Origin of the sequence: Lysinibacillus sphaericus (assembly GCF_002982115.1) — a bacterium.
GTDB lineage: Bacteria > Bacillota > Bacilli > Bacillales_A > Planococcaceae > Lysinibacillus > Lysinibacillus sphaericus.
Genome location: NZ_CP019980.1, coordinates 4,222,565 through 4,244,746, shown reverse-complemented (window position 1 = coordinate 4,244,746; position 22,182 = coordinate 4,222,565). Strand labels below are relative to the sequence as shown.

The 22,182-nt window shown below is 37.8% G+C and carries 21 protein-coding genes; 12 read left to right on the top strand and 9 right to left on the bottom strand.

Annotation, left to right across the window (positions count from 1 at the left end):
* Positions 1-88: 88 nt before the first annotated feature.
* Positions 89-1,111 carry a DUF2804 domain-containing protein gene (locus LS41612_RS20725; RefSeq protein WP_024362770.1) on the bottom strand — a complete coding sequence of 341 codons (1,023 nt, stop codon included), beginning with the start codon at positions 1,109-1,111 and terminating at the stop codon, positions 89-91.
* A 185-nt stretch (positions 1,112-1,296) separates the two neighbouring features.
* Between LS41612_RS20725 and LS41612_RS20720 the strand changes: the two genes are divergently transcribed.
* Positions 1,297-1,791 (top strand): amidase domain-containing protein, encoded by a 495-nt coding sequence (locus tag LS41612_RS20720; protein ID WP_024362771.1) that lies wholly within the window; start codon positions 1,297-1,299, stop codon positions 1,789-1,791.
* A gap of 100 nt (positions 1,792-1,891) precedes the next feature.
* Complete coding sequence (locus LS41612_RS20715; protein WP_024362772.1) at positions 1,892-2,464, top strand: nitroreductase family protein; 573 nt, start codon at positions 1,892-1,894, stop codon at positions 2,462-2,464.
* A 169-nt stretch (positions 2,465-2,633) separates the two neighbouring features.
* Here the strand turns inward: LS41612_RS20715 and LS41612_RS20710 are convergent, their stop codons facing one another.
* Positions 2,634-4,019, bottom strand: a complete 1,386-nt coding sequence (locus LS41612_RS20710; RefSeq protein ID WP_024362773.1) for a dipeptidase — start codon at positions 4,017-4,019, stop codon at positions 2,634-2,636.
* Positions 4,020-4,134: 115 nt separating this feature from the next.
* A complete protein-coding gene (locus tag LS41612_RS20705) occupies positions 4,135-5,583 on the bottom strand; it encodes an MDR family MFS transporter (protein WP_029747242.1) in 1,449 nt (482 codons plus the stop codon).
* 144 nt (positions 5,584-5,727) lie between these two features.
* Here LS41612_RS20705 and LS41612_RS20700 point away from each other — a divergent pair, with 144 nt between their 5' ends.
* From LS41612_RS20700 to LS41612_RS20680, 5 genes are all read left to right on the top strand, one after another.
* Entirely contained in the window at positions 5,728-6,297 is a 570-nt protein-coding gene (locus LS41612_RS20700) for a TetR/AcrR family transcriptional regulator (RefSeq protein ID WP_024362774.1), read from the top strand.
* A 211-nt stretch (positions 6,298-6,508) separates the two neighbouring features.
* A complete protein-coding gene (locus LS41612_RS20695) occupies positions 6,509-6,769 on the top strand; it encodes a transposase (protein ID WP_024362775.1) in 261 nt (86 codons plus the stop codon).
* A gap of 104 nt (positions 6,770-6,873) precedes the next feature.
* Entirely contained in the window at positions 6,874-7,491 is a 618-nt protein-coding gene (locus tag LS41612_RS20690; protein ID WP_115686519.1) for a hypothetical protein, read from the top strand.
* A gap of 173 nt (positions 7,492-7,664) precedes the next feature.
* Complete coding sequence (locus LS41612_RS20685) at positions 7,665-8,708, top strand: zinc-dependent alcohol dehydrogenase family protein (RefSeq protein WP_024362777.1); 1,044 nt, start codon at positions 7,665-7,667, stop codon at positions 8,706-8,708.
* 363 nt (positions 8,709-9,071) lie between these two features.
* Positions 9,072-9,620: an RNA polymerase sigma factor gene (locus LS41612_RS20680; protein ID WP_024362778.1), complete on the top strand. Its 549-nt coding sequence runs from the start codon at positions 9,072-9,074 to the stop codon at positions 9,618-9,620.
* Between the two features lie 130 nt (positions 9,621-9,750).
* Here the strand turns inward: LS41612_RS20680 and LS41612_RS20675 are convergent, their stop codons facing one another.
* The 5 genes from LS41612_RS20675 to LS41612_RS20655 form a co-directional block, all read right to left on the bottom strand.
* Positions 9,751-10,197: a MarR family winged helix-turn-helix transcriptional regulator gene (locus LS41612_RS20675; RefSeq protein ID WP_024362779.1), complete on the bottom strand. Its 447-nt coding sequence runs from the start codon at positions 10,195-10,197 to the stop codon at positions 9,751-9,753.
* A 23-nt stretch (positions 10,198-10,220) separates the two neighbouring features.
* Positions 10,221-10,625, bottom strand: a complete 405-nt coding sequence (gene spx, locus LS41612_RS20670) for a transcriptional regulator Spx (protein ID WP_024362780.1) — start codon at positions 10,623-10,625, stop codon at positions 10,221-10,223.
* Positions 10,626-10,904: 279 nt separating this feature from the next.
* Positions 10,905-12,470 carry an ABC-F family ATP-binding cassette domain-containing protein gene (locus tag LS41612_RS20665; protein WP_024362781.1) on the bottom strand — a complete coding sequence of 522 codons (1,566 nt, stop codon included), beginning with the start codon at positions 12,468-12,470 and terminating at the stop codon, positions 10,905-10,907.
* 90 nt (positions 12,471-12,560) lie between these two features.
* Positions 12,561-12,746 (bottom strand): SE1832 family protein, encoded by a 186-nt coding sequence (locus LS41612_RS20660; protein ID WP_024362782.1) that lies wholly within the window; start codon positions 12,744-12,746, stop codon positions 12,561-12,563.
* Positions 12,747-12,958: 212 nt separating this feature from the next.
* Positions 12,959-14,005: a PseG/SpsG family protein gene (locus LS41612_RS20655; protein ID WP_024362783.1), complete on the bottom strand. Its 1,047-nt coding sequence runs from the start codon at positions 14,003-14,005 to the stop codon at positions 12,959-12,961.
* 218 nt (positions 14,006-14,223) lie between these two features.
* On the opposite strand from LS41612_RS20655, the gene LS41612_RS20650 reads away from it, so the two are divergent.
* From LS41612_RS20650 to LS41612_RS20630, 5 genes are all read left to right on the top strand, one after another.
* Positions 14,224-15,060, top strand: coding sequence for an NAD(P)H-binding protein (locus LS41612_RS20650; protein ID WP_029747243.1), 837 nt, complete (start codon positions 14,224-14,226; stop codon positions 15,058-15,060).
* A 123-nt stretch (positions 15,061-15,183) separates the two neighbouring features.
* Positions 15,184-15,738, top strand: a complete 555-nt coding sequence (locus LS41612_RS20645; RefSeq protein ID WP_024362785.1) for an NADPH-dependent FMN reductase — start codon at positions 15,184-15,186, stop codon at positions 15,736-15,738.
* A 186-nt stretch (positions 15,739-15,924) separates the two neighbouring features.
* Complete coding sequence (locus LS41612_RS20640; protein ID WP_024362786.1) at positions 15,925-19,707, top strand: DEAD/DEAH box helicase; 3,783 nt, start codon at positions 15,925-15,927, stop codon at positions 19,705-19,707.
* A 1-nt stretch (position 19,708) separates the two neighbouring features.
* The gene (locus LS41612_RS20635; RefSeq protein WP_024362787.1) at positions 19,709-20,458 is read left to right on the top strand and encodes a hypothetical protein; all 750 of its coding nucleotides are present in this window, start codon (positions 19,709-19,711) and stop codon (positions 20,456-20,458) included.
* Positions 20,459-20,564: 106 nt separating this feature from the next.
* A complete protein-coding gene (locus LS41612_RS20630; protein ID WP_024362788.1) occupies positions 20,565-21,632 on the top strand; it encodes a glycosyltransferase family 2 protein in 1,068 nt (355 codons plus the stop codon).
* Between the two features lie 319 nt (positions 21,633-21,951).
* On the opposite strand, the gene LS41612_RS23725 is transcribed toward LS41612_RS20630, so the two are convergent.
* Positions 21,952-22,086, bottom strand: a complete 135-nt coding sequence (locus LS41612_RS23725) for a hypothetical protein (protein ID WP_255313808.1) — start codon at positions 22,084-22,086, stop codon at positions 21,952-21,954.
* Between the last annotated feature and the right edge of the window lie 96 nt (positions 22,087-22,182).

The following is a 22,182-nucleotide window of genomic DNA, read 5'->3' as shown; positions in this document are numbered from 1 at the left end:
GGAAACAAAAAAATTCGCGACACTCTTTTATCGATGGCGAAAAGAGGGCGAATTTTTTTGTGTTTTAGGTTGAAATGGGAAATAGTTATTACCATTTTGCTTGATGTTCTTCGATACATCCTAGCATTTGCTTAATAACTAATGTTTCACCATTAGCTAATAAAATCGTTCCATCATAATAACCAAACATTTGATGTACTTCTGATTTAACAAGTTTTGCGTTAGTTGCGGCAACCCGTTCGAAAAATGGAGAGAATGTTAGAGATACTTGATTTGAAAATTTTGTTTTGACTGTCCATCGTTGCATATAATCCTCTCGATCATAAGTGAACAGCAAATCTTCGTGTATTTTTGTCATCTTCCCATCCACAAAAACAGCATTTTCAGTCATGCCAGTACCATCTGTCCATTTACCACCTAAGTTGAGCCCGATGCGTCTACCTCGAACACGTTGAGATGCCATGCCCCAATTCCAAGTGGCTTCCCGTGGCCAAACACCACGTCCATAATCAAGTACAGCAAAGCTTTCTTCAGGGGTAAACGTAAAGTGGCGATTGCCGATGATTACTTCTCCTGAAGTAGGAAGAATATGATGCTTTCCTGTAAATTGAAATGTCCTACGATTCCAAGGAATGACGACATTTAACGATTCGTCTGAAGGTGGATGCTGAATAATTAAATTGGCACGCAAGGCATCGCCATCAAAAGTAGGGATTGAAACAGATAAATGTGTTTCGTTTTGAATATAGGTCATATCAATTGTCATTTCACTATTCGTGAAAGATACCGATTCCAGTACATGTGTTGGCATTTTGAGCTTGCCACCGAGTGGAATTGTTATTGTTTTTTCAAAATAGCGCTGAGTTTCATATTCAAGGAAATACACGAAGCACACAGCTGCGTAATCGAGATGACTAATCGTTGCGGAGAATAAAATCTCATCGCCATAGATGCACCAATAGTTCCATTTCTTTTTACGCATGATATGTCCGCTTAAATTGCTATTTATGAGAGGTTTTCGTGCAAATCCAATAGCAGCTGGATTTAAATTCCCTTTTTTATCGCATAAAAGAGTAGGCTGTAAAATTTCTTTCTCAGCATGCTGCTTCACATTCAACATCCCTTCTGTTCGTAAAATAAAAAAATTGCCAATTTGTTTAATCTTATTGTAGCAAAAACTATCTTGAAATTGGAAAAGATAGCGCCTAATGTGACCGCTTTCAGCAATTTTGCGTTGAATCGCCTAATTAATAGAACCAACGATGGAGTCATATGATGGACATAAGGAGGGGGAGCGTGGCCAAAATGTATAACAGACAGGCAGCTGTACAATATGCGAATTTATGGTGGAATAGTCGTAATCCGGCATTTCCGAATTTTGATGTCGATTGTACGAATTATATTTCACAGTGCTTACTTGCTGGAGGAGCACCGATGCGAGGGGCACCAAATAGGGAAAGAGGCTGGTGGATTCAGCAAGGAAACTGGAGCTTTAGCTGGTCCGTGGCACATTCTCTAAGATGGTATTTAGAGGGCTCAAAAACGGGTTTAAAGGCAACACGCGTGCAAACGGCAGAACAATTAGACATTGGGGACGTTATATTTTATGATTTTCAAGGAGATGGCAGAATTGATCATTCGGTCATTGTTACGAGTATTCAAAATGGAATTCCCTATGTCAATGCACATACATCAGATAGTATTAATAGGGCTTATTTTTATCAGGATTCTACGGCGTATACCCCAAATATGACCTATTATTTTTATCATATAGATGATAGTTTTGCTTAGAGTGTTAGCAGTTTTAAAGCTCATCATTTTATGATAATGTTGGAGATAGAAATGAAGAATAATGATATATACTACTATTATTAGAAGGAGATAGAAAAAAATGAGCGAACAATTTTTATCGGTAAGAGATGCAATTATAAATCGCCGTTCAATTAAGAAGTTTAATGGGCAATTGGTGAAACGTGATGATTTACTGGGCATTGTTGACGATGCTGTCTGGGCACCGAACCATGGTAATCGTGAACCGTGGCGTTTAGTTATTGCTTGCGATGATGATTTAGTTGCACTACATCAGCTATTACGAGAGCTAGCTGTTCCAAAATGGCAGGAGCTTTCGAGTGAAGATTTAGCGAAGCAAATGGCAAAATTCACATTGCCTGGTGGCTATGCATTTGTTATTGTGCCAGAGGATGCACGTCAAAAAGAGCGTTTAGAAGATTACGCAGCAGCGAGTATTTTTATTCAAAATATCCAGCTGTTAGCTTGGGATAAAGGTATTGGCTCTTGCTGGAAAACACCAGGCTTCTTAGATAATCCTAAATTCCGTGAAGCATTAAAAGTACAGCCAGGTGAACGTGTAATAGCGATGTTACAGGTCGGTTATTTTGATGAAGTACCAAAAGGTAAAGAACGAAAAACATCAGCACAGTTTGTAACGAATTTTGGTGAATAAATAAATGAAAAATCCCCTGCCAGATGGCGAGGGGATTTTTATTATCGCGGGTAAACCGCAGTAAAGCGCGGGTAAAATCGGGTATTCCGCGGGTAAATGGTAATAAAGCGCGGATAACCCAAAGTATTTCGCGGGTAAAGCAAAGTACATCGCGGATAAGTTGTGTTGTTTACGATTGACTTAGTGCTGCAACCTCATATAAATAGTCTCCTAATACACGTAAACCTTTATCGAAGTTTTCTAAATGGAAATGCTCGTTTGGTGCATGGAAGTTTTCGCTCGATAGACCAAAGCCCATTAAAACAACTGGTAAATCTAAAATTTCATCAAAGGCAGCAACGATTGGAATCGAACCACCACCACGTGTGTAAGCGGTAGGTACATTATAAACTTTTTCGTAGGAACGACCGGCTGCTTGAATAAATGGATGATCAAATGGTGTTAAAAATGGACGGCCTTTATCGAATTCTGAAATCGTTACGTCTACACCGGCAGGCTTATGTTTGTCGATATGTGCTTTTAATAAAGCAACGATTTCTTCTGGCTCCTGATTTGGTACTAGTCGGCAAGTAATTTTTGCACCAGCTTCAGCAGGAAGTACAGTTTTAATGCCTTCACCAGAGAATCCACCGAATACACCATTTACTTCTAACGTTGGGCGAGCCCAAGTACGCTCTAAATAAGAATAGCCTGCTTCACCGAACAATTCAGATACGCCGACTTCCTCTTTTACGGAGTCTTCGTCAAAGCCTAGTGCTCGATAAGCTTCACGTTCTTCTCCCGTTAATGGTAATACTTTATCGTAGAAACCTTCTACTTGGATTGTACCGTGTTCATCGCGGAAGGATGCTAAAATTTCTGCTAGTGCATGAATGGCATTTTGTACACCGCCACCGTATAGGCCTGAATGTAAATCGCCTTTTGCGCCACGCACGTCAATTTGTACGCCTGTAAGACCGCGTAAGCCATAGCATACTGCTGGTTTACCAGGACCATAAAGACCTGTATCTGAAATCAAAATTAAATCGGCTGCTAATTTTTCTTTATGTTCTTCAACAAAGGCAGGCAGATGAGGGCTACCGATTTCTTCTTCACCTTCATAGATGAATTTTACGTTCACTGGCAAAGTACCAGTCGTTGCAAATAGTGCTTCGATCATTTTTAAGTGCATAAACACTTGACCTTTATCATCACTTGCGCCACGTGCAAATAATTTGTTATCACGGATTGTAGGGTTGAACGGTTCGCTATCCCATAGATGTAATGGATCAACTGGCTGTACATCGTAGTGACCGTAAAATAGAATAGTTGGTTTGCCTTCTGCATGTAACCAGTCAGCATAAACAACAGGGTGACCAGCAGTTTGAGTGATAGAAATGTTTTCTAAGTTGAGTTTCTTGAAGGCATCAGCTAGCCACTCTGCGGCATGCTGAATATCGCCTTTATGCTCAGATAATGAACTAATACTTGGAATACGTAAAAATTCATTTAATTCATTTAAGTGCGCCTCACGATGTTCAGCAAAATAAGCATTTAATGTCTGTAATTGCGTCATACATTCATCCCTCTTTCAATATTTCGATAATAGAAATAGTATAGCATAATGTGGTTGGGGAATCCTGTCGTAGCAATGCTTTCTAATGTTTTATTAAAACCAACTTAGAGATTTTTCAGCTAACCTTCTTTTTCTGTTCTTTTATAAACAGGGATAATATTAAAGCAATAAGTATTAAAGATAATCCCATCGTAAATGCATCTTGGAATCCTGCAGTTAGGCCATTTATTTTTTCAATTGGATTGGTTGGATCAAGGGATTCTTCCATATAAGCAGATGTACCAGAAGACATTTTAGAAATCCCTAAAGCAGTACCAATTGCGCCAGCAACTTGCGATAAAGTATTGAAAATTGCGGTGCCGTGCGGATATAGATTAGGTGTTAGTTGGTTTAGGCCAAATGTTTGGGACGTCATAACAAAAATAATTCCTACCATTAGTAAACTGTGCATGACAATAATTTTCCAAATTGATGTATCTGCATTGTTCGTTGTAAATAAGAATACGCCAATGGTTACTAGCATAATCCCAGGGATAATAATTGCCTTAGCTCTATATTTATCAAATAGTCTACCTGAAATTGGGCCCATAATCCCACTGATAATACTACCCGGTAGCATGAGTAATCCTGATTTAAAAGCTGTTACTAATAATACTGTTTGTAAAAACATAGGTAACAACGCCATAGTAGAAAACATGGTCATCATAACGATGAACATTAGCACTACGGGTAAAGTGAACATCGGAAAGCTAAACGCTCGCAGGTCTAATATAGGATTTTCAATTTTTAACTGACGTATAGAAAATAAGATTAATGATAAAACGCCAATTATTATTGAAGATAGCACTTTTATATCTGACCAGCCCAGGTCACCAGAAGCACTAAAACTATATACAATACCACCAAAACCTAATGTCGATAATATAATAGATAAATAATCAACTTTAGGTCTCTTGAGTTCTGTTACATTTTGTAGATATTTAAATGCAATAAGGATTGACAGGATAGTTAACGGAATAACGATATAAAATAGCCACCGCCAATCCATAGAGTCAACAATAACACCTGATAAAGTAGGGCCGATTGCTGGTGCAAGGAGCATAACAAGACCAACTAATCCCATTGCAGTTCCGCGTTTTTCAGATGGATAAATTGTTAAGATAGTATTCATTAATAGGGGAAGCATTAAGCCTGTACCAAAGGCTTGAATTATTCGACCTATTAATAAAAAGAAAAAAGATGGAGAAATGGCTGCTATTAAAGTTCCTATAAAAAATGTTAGCATGGCGGATAAAAACATCTGTCTTGTAGTGAACCATTGCTGCAATAAAGCCGTTATTGGTACTAAAATACCCACAACTAGCATGTAGGCTGTAGTAAGCCATTGAATCGTAGACGCTGTTACATTAAATTCATTCATTAAGATCGGTAAAGCATTTCCAAGCAATGTTTCGTTCAATAAGGAGACAAATGCTCCTAATATTAATGCGAAAACAATCGGACCTTGTTTTATGTTTCTAAGATCAATCTTAGGGTTAGCAGGACTCGTAGATGATAGGCTCATGTATGATTACCTTCGCTTTCATATAATTTTTATGGACAATAGATAAACTACTGTATGTAATTTAATATATATATGTCGATTATATTTAGGAAGAATCAGATTATTTTACATGTATAGATAAACAACAAAATAGGAGAAGTGTAGATGAAAAATAATGAAGAACAAATTGATTTGAGGATTAGACGCACACATAAATTATTATGGCAGGCATTGTATGAACTGATGACGGACTGTAAACAAAAATATACTTCAATTACAATCAATCAAATATGTGACCGTGCTATGGTGCATCGTACAACCTTTTACAAACACTTTGAAGATAAAAATGATTTATTAAAAGTTGGACTTCAACAATTAGGGGAAGAAATAGCAAAAATACCTATTCATGATCGAGTAACAAAGCCTTTTACAGTGATTGAACAGCTATTAGATCATCCAGTGTTAGGGGGAATTTTAGCCGTACAAATGGGGGATAGCCAATTTATAGAATACATAAACACACTGAATGTAAATAATCAAATGGAAGAGAGAAATGAAATGTATCAACTTTTCAAGGATTCTTCGATTCCAAAAGAATTAGTCATAACGTTTTATGCAGGGGCCATTGAAAAATTAACTATGTGGTGGCTGGAGAATAGAGAAAGTGTAACTGCTGAAGATATGGATTATTATTTTCATAAAATGATTAATCAAAATGTATTTAATTTAAAATAATTATGTGTGGGTTTGCTCGATGCTGCGATTGACAAAGCTATCAAATAATCGCTCAAAAAAATTTTAACTGCACTATTTGATTTAGGTGTTTGTATAAACATGAACCCAGTTATAGCAACACAACAACTACAAAACCCCTTTCATGTTACAGCAACCTAGACATTGTTATGACAAGCAACTATTATAAATAGGAGAAAAAAGGGGGAGTTGTATGGGGAATAAACGATATTCATCTGACTTTAAATTAGAGCTTGTAAAACAATATCGCCTCGGCACCGCTGTCAGTAAATTATCAAGCGAATATGGTATATCTGAAGTAACCATTTATAAATGGATAAAGTTATATACACCAGTTGATGGTGTCACCGACATGACGAAGGCAGAAGTATTAACCGTTCAAAAAGAAAACGAACGATTAAAACAAGAGGTCGATATATTAAAAAAGGCTATTACCATATTCGCAGCCAATTAGATGATACAGATGTAATTGATTATATAGAACGGGAAAGTAAAAAACATGCTGTTAAAGTACTCTGTGAGCTATTAGACTTGCCCAAAAGTACTTACTATAGTGGGTTGCAAAAAAAGCAACAGTCATCAAGAAAGTCGGCATCGGAAGAGTTATTAGAGGAAATTGAACAAATATTTATCGAAGATGGGCAACTTTATAATGGTGCACAGCTTTATGAAATATTGAAAATGCGAGGCTTTCAAGGGAGTTTGCGGAAGGTCCAGCGCGTATTAAAAAAGGCAAGGGAAGCACAAGTAGAAGAAGTTCCGGAACCAATAGTAAATGTAGGCTTTGAAACGACAAAAGCTAACGAAAAGTGGGTAATCAATATAAGTTACGTACCAACTTGGCATCAAGGATGGGCTTATATGGCGTCTATTATAGATGTTCATACAAAGAAAATAACAGGCTTCAGCTTCGATCAATTACTAAGTGAAGACTTAATGGTAATGGCTATACAGAAAGCGTATGACCAGTTTCCAATGCCATTAGTTTTGTATACTAGCCTACAACCAGCGTTTATTGAACATTGTAAAGAAGCTTGTAAAGAAAAAGAGCTGTTAGTACCACCAATTGTTTTTAAAGAGTATTTATATGATGATGCATGTTTACAAGCGATGGTGCCATTTTTAACGGGTGCACAATATCGATTGCGTCGAGGCCATGCTTCCATAGATAAATGAGAATAATGCGAATACGAGAGCTTTCTTAAATGGCGATATTTAAGAAGGCTTTTTGTCTCTAAAAAATTATAAAAATTAACTAAAAAGAGTCCAGTTAATTGACGTTTTCTGAATAATTAATTATATTTAAAGTATATTAAGTCTACAAATCTATTGAGAGAGGAGAATTCTAAATGAAAGCGCTAGTATTTGCAGGACCAGGTAAAAAGGAATTACGTGAAGTAGACAAACCTCGTGTAGTGAAAGATAGCGATGCAGTGGTGCGTCTTGTGAAAACAACTATTTGTGGTACGGATTTGCATATTTTAGGTGGCGATGTACCTGCTGTTAAAGAGGGGACAATTTTAGGTCACGAAGGTATTGGAATTGTTGAAGAGGTAGGGGCAGGCGTATCAAACTTTAAAGTAGGCGATAAAGTAATTATTTCATGCGTGACGTCATGTGGTAAATGCCACTATTGTAAAAAATCTTTATATGCTCATTGTGAAGATGGCGGCTGGATTTTAGGTCATTTAATCAATGGAACACAAGCAGAGTATGTTCATATTCCACATGCTGATAACTCTCTATACCACATTCCAAAAGGAATATCCGATGATGCTGCTGTTATGATTTCTGATATTTTACCAACGGGTTTGGAAATTGGCGTATTAAATGGACAAGTGTCACCAGGTGATGTAGTAGCTATCGTAGGTGCAGGTCCAATTGGAATGTCTGCACTATTAACTTCGCAATTTTACTCTCCTTCAAAAATTATAATGATTGATCTCGATGATAATCGTTTACAAGAATCCAAGAAATTTGGTGCTACAGAGACAATCAATTCACGTGATGCTCAAGCTGCAATCGATAAAATATTTGACATGACAGATGGTCGTGGAGTTGACGTAGCAATTGAAGCTGTAGGTTACCCTGCAACATTCGATATTTGCCAGCGAATTTTATCACCAGGAGGTCGTTTAGCTAATGTTGGTGTTCATGGTAAACCTGTCGATTTGCAATTACAAGATTTATGGATTCGCAACGTGACAATTTCCACAGGTTTAGTATCGACAAGCACAACACCGATGCTAATAAAAACGTTAGAAACAGGGAAGATTAAGCCAGAAAGGTTAGCTACACATCGCTATAAATTTGACGACATGATGGAAGCTTACGAAACTTTTGCTAATGCGGCGGATGAGCATGCATTAAAAATCATTATAGATTTTCAATAAATAGCTTAAAAAGCTCTTAAAGCGGGTAATACCTTTTAAGAGCTTTTTGTAGATCTTGATGATAGTGATAAAGGTACTGTGTAAAGCTTCGCTATTAGTTATAAACAAATCTTTATATAAGCAAAAGTAATATCAAGCCTACAATAATTAAATGCGACTATGTAAATTTGAATTTGGAAGGGTTTTCATAGGTTTTTCCGTATAAAAGAGATATAGTAGTAAAACATTTTTTACGAATATTACAAGTAAAAGCATTTAAGCTTACACGATTGTAATGAAATTGAAAGCCAATACGATAGAGTGTAATACATTATTTTGCGAGAATGTGTATAGAAGCAAGAACAAGAAGCGGAGGAATACACAATGAATGAAAAATTAGAAGGCGTATATGAGGAATATAATCGTTATATATACCATTTATGTTTGAAACTTACTCGTAATAATGTAGAAGCAGAAGATCTGATGCAAGAAGTTTGGGTCAAAGTCGTACGCTACGAAGATAGCGTTGCCGAAGTAGAACATATTAAAGCTTGGCTAACAACCATTACAATGAACACATTTAGAGATCGCTATCGAAAAAAAGTACGACGCAGTAAGTACATGATGAACCAACCTGAAACATTAGACGTACCGATTTTAGATTTGGTTCCCAATAATGAAATTTCAACAGAAGAAAAAATTGAAAAAGAGATTGTGACAAAGCTAGTACAGGATAAAATGGGACAGTTAGATGCAATCTATAGAAAAACTTTATGGTATTTCTACATAGACCAATATTCACTTGCTGAAATTTCTACTATTATGAAAGTTTCTATTGGGACGGTGAAATCTCGTTTATTCCGTGCGAAAGCTCGCCTAAAAGAAATGCTTATGGCTGATGTGTCAATCGTCGAGGCTGTGCTACCAGCGTAATAAAAACAATTGGTCGCACTATCTTAACTACTTAGACGGAAGTATTCGTTCGGCCAATCAAAATAAGGATGCATTGCAAACAATAATTTGCAATACATCCTTATTCGTGTTTCTACACAAAGCTGAAAATTTAATCTTGACGATTAGTATCGACAGTTAGTAAACACTTGGCAAAAATATCACGTAATGTTTGCACCTCTTCTGCTGACAGCATGCCAAACATATTGTTAATAATTTCGCTAACTTGTTGACGTGATTCTTCAAGGATATCTTCACCCTCGGTCGTAATAACTAATTGCGAGGCTCTGCGATCGGTAGCGTGCTGTGTTTTTTCGATAAAGCCAGCATTAATCAGTTTGGTCGTTAATACCGTCACGCCACCTGTTGTAACTTTTAAGCGCTCAGCTATAGCAGAAGGGCGCTTTGGTCCCTCCTGCGATAAGTAGTCTAAAATTAAAATATGGGATTTTGAAAAGCCGAGTACATTATGATTATTCCACTCGTTTGCCCATTTACGCTCGATAGAAGAGACAACTTCAAATAATGAGGTAATGGCTTGTTGTTTTTCTTGATCCATATAAGGTCATCTCCAAAACAGTTTTAACTTTCTTGAGCCAATCTTGTCATCGCGTTTAACTCGTAAGCACGTACTTTACGTGGAATAAAACGACGAATGTCCATCTCATTGTACCCAACTTGGATACGTTTTTCATCTATAAGGATAGGGCTACGTAACATTCTTGGGTGCGCCTGAATAATCGCATATAGCTCTTGAATAGAAAGCTGATCAATATCAATATTAAGATTTTTAAAATCATTAGAGTTTGTAGCAATAATTTCATCAGTGCCATCTTCTGTCATGCTTAAAATTTCTTTAAATTCAGCAAGTGTAAGAGGATGTGATGTAATACGTTTTTCTTTATATTCAATGTTGTGTTCTTTTAACCATTTTAATGCTTTTCTGGATGAAGAGCAGCTCGCTTGTGAGTAAATTGTAACTGTCATTCTTCATTCCCCGCTTTCTTTGTTAGATTATATTTTATGAATAGCTTATCAGTAAGTTAAATAGGTTATACATATATCTTACTAGTAAGCTATATATAAATCAATAGTTATTTAAAAAACTTTTAAGAGAATATGATATTTTTTAATCTATACTAAATATACGCTGGGAAGAGGGAAAAGTTTCATTAAATAAGCTTACAATGATGTAAGTTTAGAGGAAGTGCCAGTCACCCACACAATTTTGAATTGTGTGGGTGACTGGCACTTTAGCTTTGCACTTTAGCTTTGTTGACCAGATGTGAACCAGTCTTGTACATTCCATACTTTCGTTACTAAACCTTCATAAAAATCAGGTTCATGGCTAACGAGTACGATTGTGCCTTTAAATTCTTTCATAGCACGTTTTAATTCTTCTTTTGCATCGACATCTAAGTGGTTTGTCGGTTCGTCAAATAGTAACCAGTTGGCTTCTTCCATCATGAGTTTACATAAACGAACTTTCGCTTGCTCACCACCAGATAAAGAATTAAGTGGGCGAGTGATGTGATCTGTTTTTAATCCAGCACGTGCTAATGCAGCGCGTACTTGTGCCTGTTCCATGGATGGGAAGGCGTTCCAGACATCGTCAATTGGTGTAATTTTATCTGCCTTTACTTCTTGTTCAAAGTAAGAAGGGGCTAAATAATCCCCACGAATAACTGTACCACTTAGCGGATTGATTTTACCGAGCATCGTTTTCAATAATGTAGATTTACCAACACCATTCATACCGACTAAGGCAATTTTCTCGCCGCGTTCAATCATAAATGAAAGTGGTGGTAGTAAGGGCTTGTCTTTATCGTAACCGATGACTAAATTTTCAGCTTCCACTACATAACGGCTTGGTGTACGAGCTTCTTTGAAACCAAATTCAGGTTTTACTGCTGTTTCAGGACGGTCAATTCGTTCTAGACGATCAAGCTGCTTCGCGCGAGATTTAGCACGACCCGTTGTAGAGTAACGCGCTTTATTTTTGGCGATAAAGTCTTCTTGTTTTTTGATGAATTCCTGTTGCTTTTCATATGCATCAATATGTTGACGTTTATTGATTTCAGCTAGCTCTAAAAACTTCTCGTACGTAGCTGTATAGCGAGTCAGTTTTGAAAACTCTAATTGGAAAATCACATCTACAGTCTCATTCATAAATTCCGTATCATGGGAAATTAATAAGAAAGCATGTGGATAGTTTTTTAAATAGTTTTTTAACCATGTAATATGCTCTTCGTCTAAATAGTTCGTTGGCTCATCGAGTAATAATACCTTTGGCTTTTCTAATAAAAGCTTTGCCAGTAATACTTTCGTACGTTGACCACCAGATAGGGCAGCTACATCACGTTCAAGTCCAATCGCATCCAAACCTAAACCACGTGCAACCTCTTCGATTTTCATATCGAGTGAATAAAAATCACCAGCATCAAGTGCATCTTGAACATCTGCCATTTGTTCTAGTAACTCTTCTAATTCTTCAGGTGTCGCTTCAGCCATCTTACCTGTAATTTCGTTTAACTCTTCTTCTTTTTTATATAGAGGGAGGAAGGCATCACGCAATACATCGCGCATAGTACGTCCAGCAGTCAGCACAGTATGTTGGTCTAAATAGCCATAATGTGTACCAGGTAGCCATTCAACCTTTCCGGCATCGTGAATTGTTTGCCCTGTAATAATTCCCATTAGAGTAGACTTTCCAACTCCGTTAGCGCCGACAAGACCAATATGATCGCCTTCAACTAAACGGAAAGAAACATCTTTAAAAAGTGTGCGGTCACCAAACGAATGACCTAAGTTTTCAACTGTTAATATTGCCATATAGGTTGTTCCTCCATAATTTCGATTACGTCTTGTGTAGATAGATTCGCTGTACGACTGTTATTACATACAGTTGCAATATGCAAAATATTAAAGCTCTGCTAGTAGTTTGTTTAATTCGGCTAACTTTGTTTCCATGTTAGCTAGGCGTTGCTCTGCTTTAGCGACTTGGTCATTATGGCCTGTAGATTCAAGTTTTTCAATGTCGCCTTGTAAATTCATATAATCCATTTTTAATTCTTTAATTTGATATTCAATATCGCTTTTTGTTGGCATGGTTTGTCGCTCCTTTATCGTTTCATTTGTATTACCAATGCGTGTAAAAGCGATGGAGGTTTTATCATCCCTCCACCGCTTAATTGTTAAAATCAATCGGGTACTGATGCTTTAAACTCCCTTGAAAATTCTAGCCTACATTCAACTAGAAGCAAGGGGAAAAGAAGTGAAAAATTCTAATATATTGTATCATATTCACCTTAAAAGAATCACTAAGTTGAAGCGATATTATGTCGATCATAAGCGAAATCGAGTAATAATGATTCCAATGTTTGGTTATTACTTGCGAGATTCAGCTGTCGCTGTTTTTTTACAGCCCGCTCACTACGAGCCTCATGCAATAAAAACTCCATCACCGCATTTTGTATTTGTGATTGTTTCATCTTACGGCCGAGACCGAGATGTATAAAGCCGTTATGCTCACGAGGAAAAGCATGTAATAGCTCGTTCTCCGTTTGTGCAAGTGTAATACAAGGCACACCGTAAGAAGCAATTTTATAAGGTGTATAGTTCGCATTGCAGATAATGACATCGGCTTTGGGTAACAATTTGAGAAGTGCGTCTTTATCACGCAATAGGGCAGTATTACGACGACTAAGTACCATCATTTGCAAGTCATCCGTCGCATGGCGATAGCTATCATCTATCATTACTGTAATTTGTAGTGGGATTTGTAGCTGGGTTAGGTGGCGAAGAGTTCGATACGTTAAGTTATGCTCGTCCCCATCCTCAAAAGCAACAACAATATGAGGAGGGTTTTCAGAGACTTTAACATCAGGTAATGATTCCGTATGTTGATAGGCTTCTGGTAATGCAAAGGCAAAACTGCCACCAATATAATGAGATGGAAAATAATCTTTCACTTCTTGATAGAGTGCGAGTAACACACAATCACAGGCTTGGCCACCATCACCAAAATCATCAAAATGAATCATCGTTTTACAGAATGGTCGTAAACTTTCCACTTGCCAACTTTCGGAGTTACGACCGTCCCTGACAATTAAATCAGGCTGTATGGCTTTGATTTGCTTAGGTAATTCGTCAAAAAGATCGAATAGTATTGGTGAAAGATTGTGATGCATTAAAATTTGAATCCCATCATTAGAAGGGGTTTTGACGAATATGAAAACGTCCTCTTGCACAAGCAACTTAGCCAATGTTGCAACCCGTTCAAAAGGATACAGCCCTTTATCAATACAGCTTTCAATTATGAAAACAATCGATTTTTTCGGTTTTATTGTTTGTGTTTCGTTTTGCAAATGTATCCCATCCTTTCATCTGTCTATTTAAATTATGGTGAAAAATGGGCAAGTATGTGTAAAAATTAACATTAGATAAAGAAAGTATGTAGTTAAACTTCAAAAATGGCGTTTGTCATACCGATGAATAATAGAGAGGATAAGCTATATTCTTATTCATACTATACATATCTAGTAACCGTCTATGTTAAGGCAGATAGGAGGAGTAGAGATTGGGTATGCGTTCGGCAATTGTTGTGGGAGCCACTGGGTTAACGGGAAGCTCGCTCATAGAACAGTTATGTGAAAATGATGAATACGTTTCGGTCATCGTTATTGCACGAAGAAAGCTTCACTATGAACACCCGAAGTTAGAGGTCAAGATTCGTAACTTTGACACACTAGAAGAAAAGGATATTGAATTTGCTCATGAGTTATATTGTTGTTTAGGTACTACTATCAAAAAGGCAGGCTCACGTGAAGAATTTGAAAAAGTGGATTTTGAATTTCCACTAGCTATTGCTTCATTAGCGAAAAAACAAGGGATTCCCCATTTGCTTGTTATAACGGCAATGGGTGCAAATGAACGGTCAAAAATTTACTATAATCGGGTGAAGGGGAAGTTGGAGCAAGCTTTAATAGAGCTAGGTATGCAACGCTTATCCATTATTCGTCCATCTCTGTTAGTAGGGCAACGAGATGAGTTTCGTTTTGGTGAGAAGGCTGGGGAAAAGGTGTTAAAGCTTGCTAAACCTTTGCTAATAGGACCATTAAAACGTATGCGTGCTATCGATGCTTCACAGGTGGCAAAAGCGATGCTTGTTATTGCGTTACATGGCAAGAAGCAACCAGTGACCATCTATCCTTCCCAACAGCTAGCTACAATGGATTTTCCAAAAGTGGTTCACGAAGAGTTTGCACGTGAGGAGCTATTTAATTGGCAAAAGCGAAAAGGTGCAGATGTAACTGAAGCGGACAAGGTAAATCGAGAGGTTATCATTAATCGAGATAAATTTAAATTGGAGGAAAGCGTAGTAGACAAAGAGGTAACATTTCATCGCAAAAATGAAAAATAGGTACCTTTCATATCATTCCGCCTAAAGACTGAATTTCATGTTTTGACTGCTACAATTCTTCCCGTGACTCTATTCATTTGTTACAATATTATTGTAGAAGATGAATGTGGAGGCAAAATGAATATGAAAATTTTACTCGTTGATGGCACAATGTTTGGGCGTAAAACTGGTGCTATTTTAGAGCAAGTAGAGCATTATATTAAAGAATTCGATGCTAGTTTCGACTTAGAAATTATGCATTTTAGTGAATATAAGCATCAAATTGTCGATGGTTCACCACTAAATGATGATATGAAAAAAATGATACAAAAATTTGAAGAAGCGGATGCGTATATTATTGCTACGCCAATTTTCCAAGCTTCAATTCCAGGTGTGTTAAAAAATGCATTCGATTTCTTACATCCGAAAACGATGCGTTATAAGCCTGTTTCTATCGTAGCGAATGGTGGCACATATCAGCACCATTTAGTAGTTGAAAATCAACTAAAACCAATTTTAGACTACTTCCGTGCGCTCGTAACACCAAACTATGTCTATACACATACATCACATTTTGATGCAGACAATAAAATTGTAGACGAGGATGTTCATAATCGTTTACGTGAAATGGCTCGCGTTTTTGTCCAGTACTGTGAAATGAGTAAATCATTACCGAAAGAAACAATAGACCAACATTAAACAAAGGTAAGTACTGTTCCTAAACAGTTATGACGAGCAAGAGTCACACTGATGCGTAATTTTGCAATATTATAAAGTCCCTTGTGCAGTGGAAGGAAATCACTGTGCAGGGGATTTTTCTTTTCTTAAATCCTTTTACGATATGATAAAATAGTACTTTAGTGAATTCGGAAGGGAGGGCAGCTCATGCAGAACATCGCTTTACTAGAGAAACAACGCTGTAATTTAATTTTGACGAATAAGGCGAAGGAGGCGGTAGAGGAATGCTCAGCAAATGAGCATGCCTTTTTTGCGTTACAAAAAACATTGACCGTCTATATTGAAAAAAGAAAAGCAAAAACAATTGGTGAAACGTTTTTATCGATTTATTTTAATGCAGAGCATAATGAAAAGTTAGACAGTATATTGGCCGGAAAAACAGCGATTATGGATTGTGTGTTAAAAGTGGAAGGGTTATTAGCAACAAATATTCGTTTTGTACATATGCGTGGTCCAATTAGTACGAATCGTCGTTTATCAGCGGCATTGCAATTTGTCACAAAGCCCAATAATGGGGCTGGTATCCCGCTTGATCTTCACACGAAAATTAGAGAGCTACCGATTGCAGAGGAACGGACAGAATATGTGAAAAAGCGTATTGCAAGTTGGGAAGGCTATTTAAAAATTCAAGAACGTGATGCGACGATCGATGATATTCATACGGACTTTAAACAAAGCTACTATAATGAAGATTTTTCACGTTTAACACTAGTATGTCCCTATGTGAAAGCGAAGGAATGGAAGCAACTTGAAGGTTTAAGTGTGAGCATCCAAGGGGTACGTGGTGAAATTGGACAAGTGTTAAAAGCGAACGCGGGTAAGCAAACAGTGGAAGTTGACTTAAAGCCTTTTGCACAGGAGCAAGCACGCAAAGACCAGCTAAATTTGCGTTCAAAACAAGCAAGCTTTAGTAATTTTGCGACACTAAGTCAAATTCGACGCTTACGTAACGGCTTTACAAAGCTTGAAAAAGGTGAAGCAGTAAATGCTAGCTTAGAAACGATTTTATTTGAAAAGCGTCCGACTGTCCGTACAGCAAAGCTTCGTGAAGATATTGAGTTTCATAATAATTTAAATGAATATCAACGGAAAGCTGTCATCGGCGCGTTATCTGTAGAAGATTTGTATGTTATTCAAGGGCCCCCTGGAACAGGGAAAACAACGGTTATTTCAGAGATTTGCCAGCAAAACGTAAAAGCAGGCTTAAAAACACTCGTTGCCTCACAGTCAAACTTAGCTGTTGATAATGCCTTAGGAAGACTTCTCTCCAATCAAGAAATTCGTATTTTACGATATGGCCGAACAGAAAGTATTGAAGAAGAGGGGAAAAAATTCATTGAGGAAAATGTTGCCCTACATTGGCGTGAGCAAACATTAGCTGCTGTTGAAGAAGAAATTACGGCTTTTACTGAACGTGAACAAGAATTACAAGAGAAAATAAGTAAAACAACTGATGAGCTAACGAAATTGCAAGCGTGGCTAGAAGAACTAACAAAGGAAATTGCTGCTAAGGAGCAAGCGGCAATCGACGAACCCATTTTACAAAAAGAAATTCAATCGCTTAAAAAAGAGTTAAAAACGGCAAAAGCGGAAAAAGAAGCGAGTGAAGCACAAAAAGAGCATTATGAAAAACAGCTTGCACAGTTAGAGTCCGCTATTCAATCACATGAGCTCATAGTAGCTGAATACGCATCCGCTGAACAGTTACAACAAACGATTCAAGACAACACCATCAAAATAGAGCAATGGCAAGCGGCTATTCAATATAAAGAATTACTTGTAGAAAAACAAGAGCTCACAACGCAGTTTCAAGATATTCAAGTGAAATATGAACAAGAAAATAAGCGATTGCTTTTCATGAAGGAAAGTCAAAATTATATCGCTTCATTAACAACCTATGACCGTATCCAACGGTTTTTACAGCATTATCAAGTTCAACCTTCACCTGTGTTAGCGCAGCAAATTCGACGACTAGAGCATTTAGAGGATGCGAAAGATTTAGAAGCATGGGCAACCATAAATACGCGTCTACAAAAAGCGATTGCAAAACTTGAAGCGTCGGTTTCACCTGATGGGAAAGAGCGGGCGCTTGCGAAAAGTCGTCAACAGCCTGTTCAATCGTTTTCCCTACAAAATTTAAACGGCGTTTTTGCACAGCTAAATGCCTCATTTCAAGAAGGGCAAACACCGTCAGTGGAACAGTTAGAAAGCTATTTACTGGGACTGTATATGCGTCGCGATTTTGTGTGGCAAAAGGGGATGGCACTTCGCCAACAACAGGAGCATAAAGATCGTGAATTTGAGTCGCTCCGCAAAAATATCGCGAGTTTAATACACCAAGAATGTGCAATTACAAGCTTCGATGTACAAAGCTTGCAGCGTCAATTGCAGCCGTATTTAGCTCATACCGAGCGTTTACAACAACTTGCAAATACGTTCCAAGCTGAGACTATGCCAGAAGAATCTGTAGAGCAGTTGAAAATGCTCGTAACTACAACGCAATCCTCTGTGCAAACAGCCCGTCAGCAGCTTCAGGCTGTTGAACAAGCAAATACACAGCTTTTACCGAAAAGAGCGGCACATCAAACAGCTAAGGCAAGCTTACAAGAGATTGACGAAGAGCTAGCGCAATTAGAAGAAAAAATTAAAGCTATTAATATAGAAGGACTAAAAAAGGAAAAACAACTAACGGCTTTAACAACATTGCTACAAGCTACGCCAGAGCGAACATTAGAAGAAGTGAAGGAAGCTATTCAAACAGCAAATGAAAGTTTAGAAGAGCTACATCGAAAACAACAGCAGTTACCTCTACGTAAGAAATTACAAGAGCAATGGCGTGATAAGCTACAAAACGCTACGGAATATGATTTAGATGAAATTCGTAAATTGTATGTGCGTCATGCCAACGTAATCGGCACAACATGCGTTGCTTCGGCAAGCAAGGAGTTTATGGAGAACTATCCAACGTTTGATGTTGTAATAATCGACGAAGTATCGAAGGCTACACCGCCAGAGCTATTATTACCAATGCTAAAAGGCAAAAAAATTATTTTAGTGGGTGACCATCATCAATTACCTCCGTTGCTTGGTGATGATACGTTGGAGGAAACATTGAAAGGAATGCTAGAAGAAAATCCTAATTTTGATGGGGCGCAAGAGTTGAAAAGCTTGCTTCGTGAGTCGCTATTTGAGCGATTATTTAATAACCTACCTTCAACACATAAGCAAATGCTTGCATTGCAGTATCGTATGCATGAAAAAATCATGCACAGCATTACACCATTTTACGCTAAGGAAGAAAACGGCTTGCAATGTGGATTACCAGATTCGGATGCAGCCCGTGACCATGGCTTAGAAGGGCAATTTGTCGGTCGTGATGATCATTTGCTATGGATTGATATGCCAGCGGAAAGACCGTTTTTAGAGGAACAAGTTAAGGGTGGCACAAGTCGTTATAATGAAGGAGAACTACAAACAATCCGCAGTATTTTAACAGACTTAAATAGTGCTGTAATGGAAGCGAAAAAGGCTGGTCGCATACCACAGGATGCACAAAAAAGTGTAGGCGTTATTAGCTTCTATGGCGAGCAGGTGAAGAAAATTAATCGCCTTCTTCAGCAAGAATTACAGTTACCACATCTCCAATTTAGAACGGGCACAGTCGATAAGTTCCAAGGGATGGAGATGGATGTCATCTTAGTGAGTATGGTGCGGAATACGCCAAAGGGAGGGGACATTGGCTTTGCGAGAGATTATCGCAGGTTAAATGTCGCGCTATCTCGTGCGCGAGAACTGTTAATGCTTGTCGGCAGTGCTGATATGTTTGCAAAACGTGCGAAACATCAGGATACACGTGATATGTACAGCAATCTTTTAACAACGGTGAAATCCTACAATGGCTTACGTAATCATAAAGGACAGGTGATGTAGGGTGTTGAAAAAACAGCAACGTTTAATGAGAGAGTTACAACAAAATCGTCATGTCAAAATAGTAAAGGCAACGGATTGGTGCATTCCAATTCGTACCATTGAGGTAACATATGAGCCGATTCGTCGCTCTACGATGGATGTCTTGATGCAAATGCTGTTAATAAGCATGCAGGAAGCGAATTTTCAAAATGTGCAGGAGTTAAGTGAGCTTTTACTAGTAGACCCACTGTTTATTGAGGATTTAGTATCATTAATGTCTCGCGTGCGTCTTATCGAGCAATCAGAGGGCTTCTATACATTAACCCCTAAAGGACAACAACAGTTGGCACGTGGCATTTTCGAAGAGGAGTTAGAAGTCGAAACAGCGACTTTGTTATTTAGTCCATGCCACCAAGCGATTCTCCCTGTTGGAGAAGACGAGATAGAGGAATTTGATGAGTTGCCAGCTCCTTATCGTTATGTTGATAAAGAGGCAGAGCAACAAGAACAATTTGATGAGGCAATGTTGCTTATAGCTTTACAGCAGGGAGAGGAAGAAGCATCAAGCTCGCAGAAAATAATCGAAACCATTGTGACATCAGAAGCGAAACAAATCAATGATATTCCATGTCTAGAATTTCTTCTTTACGATAAGGAACAAGATATTATCTACGTTCGTGTATGGAATACTTTGTTAAATAAATGGGACGAAGAGCTAGAACAGCAACTTACAGACCAAGAGCAGCCACAATGGCGAGCACAATATTTATAAATGCGAGAACGAGCGGCGCAGTTGCCGTTCGTTTTTTTTGTGCATTTAGATAACAGCGTGCAAATTTTCTAGCCTGCATATATTACTTACATAAAGGAGGGTCCTAATGATAACGATTAGTTTATGTATGATTGTCAAAAATGAAGAAAGCTTGCTCGAAAGATGTTTAGATTCCGTCCAACATGTAGTGGATGAAATCAATATTATTGATACTGGCTCAACTGATCGTACAAAGGATATTGCACAGCACTATACCTCTAGAATTTTTGATTTTCCGTGGTGCGATGATTTTGCAAAGGCGCGGAACTTTTCCTTCCAGCAAGCAACGAAAGATTATATTTTGTGGCTTGATGCAGATGATGTGCTCACATCTGAACATCAGCAAAAGTTAGTACAATTAAAGCAATTTCTTTATCCAAGCATCGATGCAGTTTCAATGGATTATGTTGTAACGCTAGAGGCGGATGGGACTGTCGCAACGAGTGAAAAAAGATACCGGTTAGTAAAGCGAGCACGTCATTATCAGTGGCAGGGAGCAGTGCATGAGTTTTTGGATGTAACAGGTAACATCTATAAAAGTGATGTAGCAGTTGTGCATGTACCAGTAAAGCAACAAACAGCTCGTAATCTACGCATATATGAGCGGTTAATAGCAGACGGATATACATTTGCGCCAAGAGATTTTTTCCATTATGCAAATGAATTAAAACAACACAGCCGTTTTTTAGAAGCAATTAATCACTATCATACATTTTTAGATACAGCACTCGAAACATCTGAGGCCCAAGTTCAAGCTTGTTTAAATTTAGCAGATTGCTATGAGCAATTACAAGATACCAAGAATGCGACACAGGCCGTTTTTCAATCATTATTGTATGATCAGCCAAAACCGGAAACATGCTGTCGAATCGGCCAACACTTTATGGCGCAATCGAAAAATAAGGAAGCAATTTATTGGTATTCCCAAGCTTTACAAGTAACGCCTTGCACTATTGGCGTTTACAAACGAGCATACTCAACATGGATACCGCATTATCAATTAAGTCTATTATATGATCGATTACGGCTTTATGAAAATGCCTATGAACACAATGAAGCAGCACGCCACCATAAACCAAACGATCAACGCATACTTGACCATCAACAATATCTTCGCAAACAGCTACACAAATGACTGGTTGCGAAATACCCGCGGAGTAAAGAGGTTTACCCGCGAAAGGGAGAGAAATACCCGCGGAGTAAAGGTGTTTACCCGCGAAAGGGAGAGAAATACCCGCGGAGTAAAGCATTTTACCCGCGAAAGCACTATAAACTCCCATCAGTGTTGAAAAAAGAATCTGCCTATACCCCTCCTCGTAAAAGTAAAGAGTGCTATGCAGATTCTTCTTTTTATTACTATATAAATTTATGGCATGATTCCACTTACATATTAATGACTGCCACAAGCTTCACTTTGATTCAGTTTTGCACAATCCAATGGAATACCTTAGAACTTATTCAACGATTTCATTTACATATGAAGAAACATCAATATAATCTACATAAATCGCGTGACCAATAATAAGTGACAAAACAACAATAATCGTAATAATAATCACATTTCGTGGTCTAAAGTCTTGAGCTTGCATTTTCTTCTCCTCCTTCATAATTTTGAGAATATTATGGCAATTCAATATATGTTAAGGGAATAGGAGTATGCAGTTTTAAAAATACTTTTTTATGTA

Excerpts from the sequence above, each read along its gene's own strand:
- LS41612_RS20715 (WP_024362772.1), top strand. The coding sequence starts at position 1,892 with ATGAGCGAACAATTTTTATCGGTAAGAGATGCAATTATAAATCGCCGT.
- LS41612_RS20710 (WP_024362773.1), bottom strand. The coding sequence starts at position 4,019 with ATGACGCAATTACAGACATTAAATGCTTATTTTGCTGAACATCGTGAG.
- LS41612_RS20705 (WP_029747242.1), bottom strand. The coding sequence starts at position 5,583 with ATGAGCCTATCATCTACGAGTCCTGCTAACCCTAAGATTGATCTTAGA.
- LS41612_RS20700 (WP_024362774.1), top strand. The coding sequence starts at position 5,728 with ATGAAAAATAATGAAGAACAAATTGATTTGAGGATTAGACGCACACAT.
- LS41612_RS20695 (WP_024362775.1), top strand. The coding sequence starts at position 6,509 with ATGGGGAATAAACGATATTCATCTGACTTTAAATTAGAGCTTGTAAAA.
- LS41612_RS20685 (WP_024362777.1), top strand. The coding sequence starts at position 7,665 with ATGAAAGCGCTAGTATTTGCAGGACCAGGTAAAAAGGAATTACGTGAA.
- LS41612_RS20680 (WP_024362778.1), top strand. The coding sequence starts at position 9,072 with ATGAATGAAAAATTAGAAGGCGTATATGAGGAATATAATCGTTATATA.
- LS41612_RS20675 (WP_024362779.1), bottom strand. The coding sequence starts at position 10,197 with ATGGATCAAGAAAAACAACAAGCCATTACCTCATTATTTGAAGTTGTC.
- spx (WP_024362780.1), bottom strand. The coding sequence starts at position 10,625 with ATGACAGTTACAATTTACTCACAAGCGAGCTGCTCTTCATCCAGAAAA.
- LS41612_RS20665 (WP_024362781.1), bottom strand. The coding sequence starts at position 12,470 with ATGGCAATATTAACAGTTGAAAACTTAGGTCATTCGTTTGGTGACCGC.
- LS41612_RS20660 (WP_024362782.1), bottom strand. The coding sequence starts at position 12,746 with ATGCCAACAAAAAGCGATATTGAATATCAAATTAAAGAATTAAAAATG.
- LS41612_RS20650 (WP_029747243.1), top strand. The coding sequence starts at position 14,224 with ATGCGTTCGGCAATTGTTGTGGGAGCCACTGGGTTAACGGGAAGCTCG.
- LS41612_RS20645 (WP_024362785.1), top strand. The coding sequence starts at position 15,184 with ATGAAAATTTTACTCGTTGATGGCACAATGTTTGGGCGTAAAACTGGT.
- LS41612_RS20640 (WP_024362786.1), top strand. The coding sequence starts at position 15,925 with ATGCAGAACATCGCTTTACTAGAGAAACAACGCTGTAATTTAATTTTG.
- LS41612_RS20630 (WP_024362788.1), top strand. The coding sequence starts at position 20,565 with ATGATAACGATTAGTTTATGTATGATTGTCAAAAATGAAGAAAGCTTG.
- LS41612_RS23725 (WP_255313808.1), bottom strand. The coding sequence starts at position 22,086 with ATGCAAGCTCAAGACTTTAGACCACGAAATGTGATTATTATTACGATT.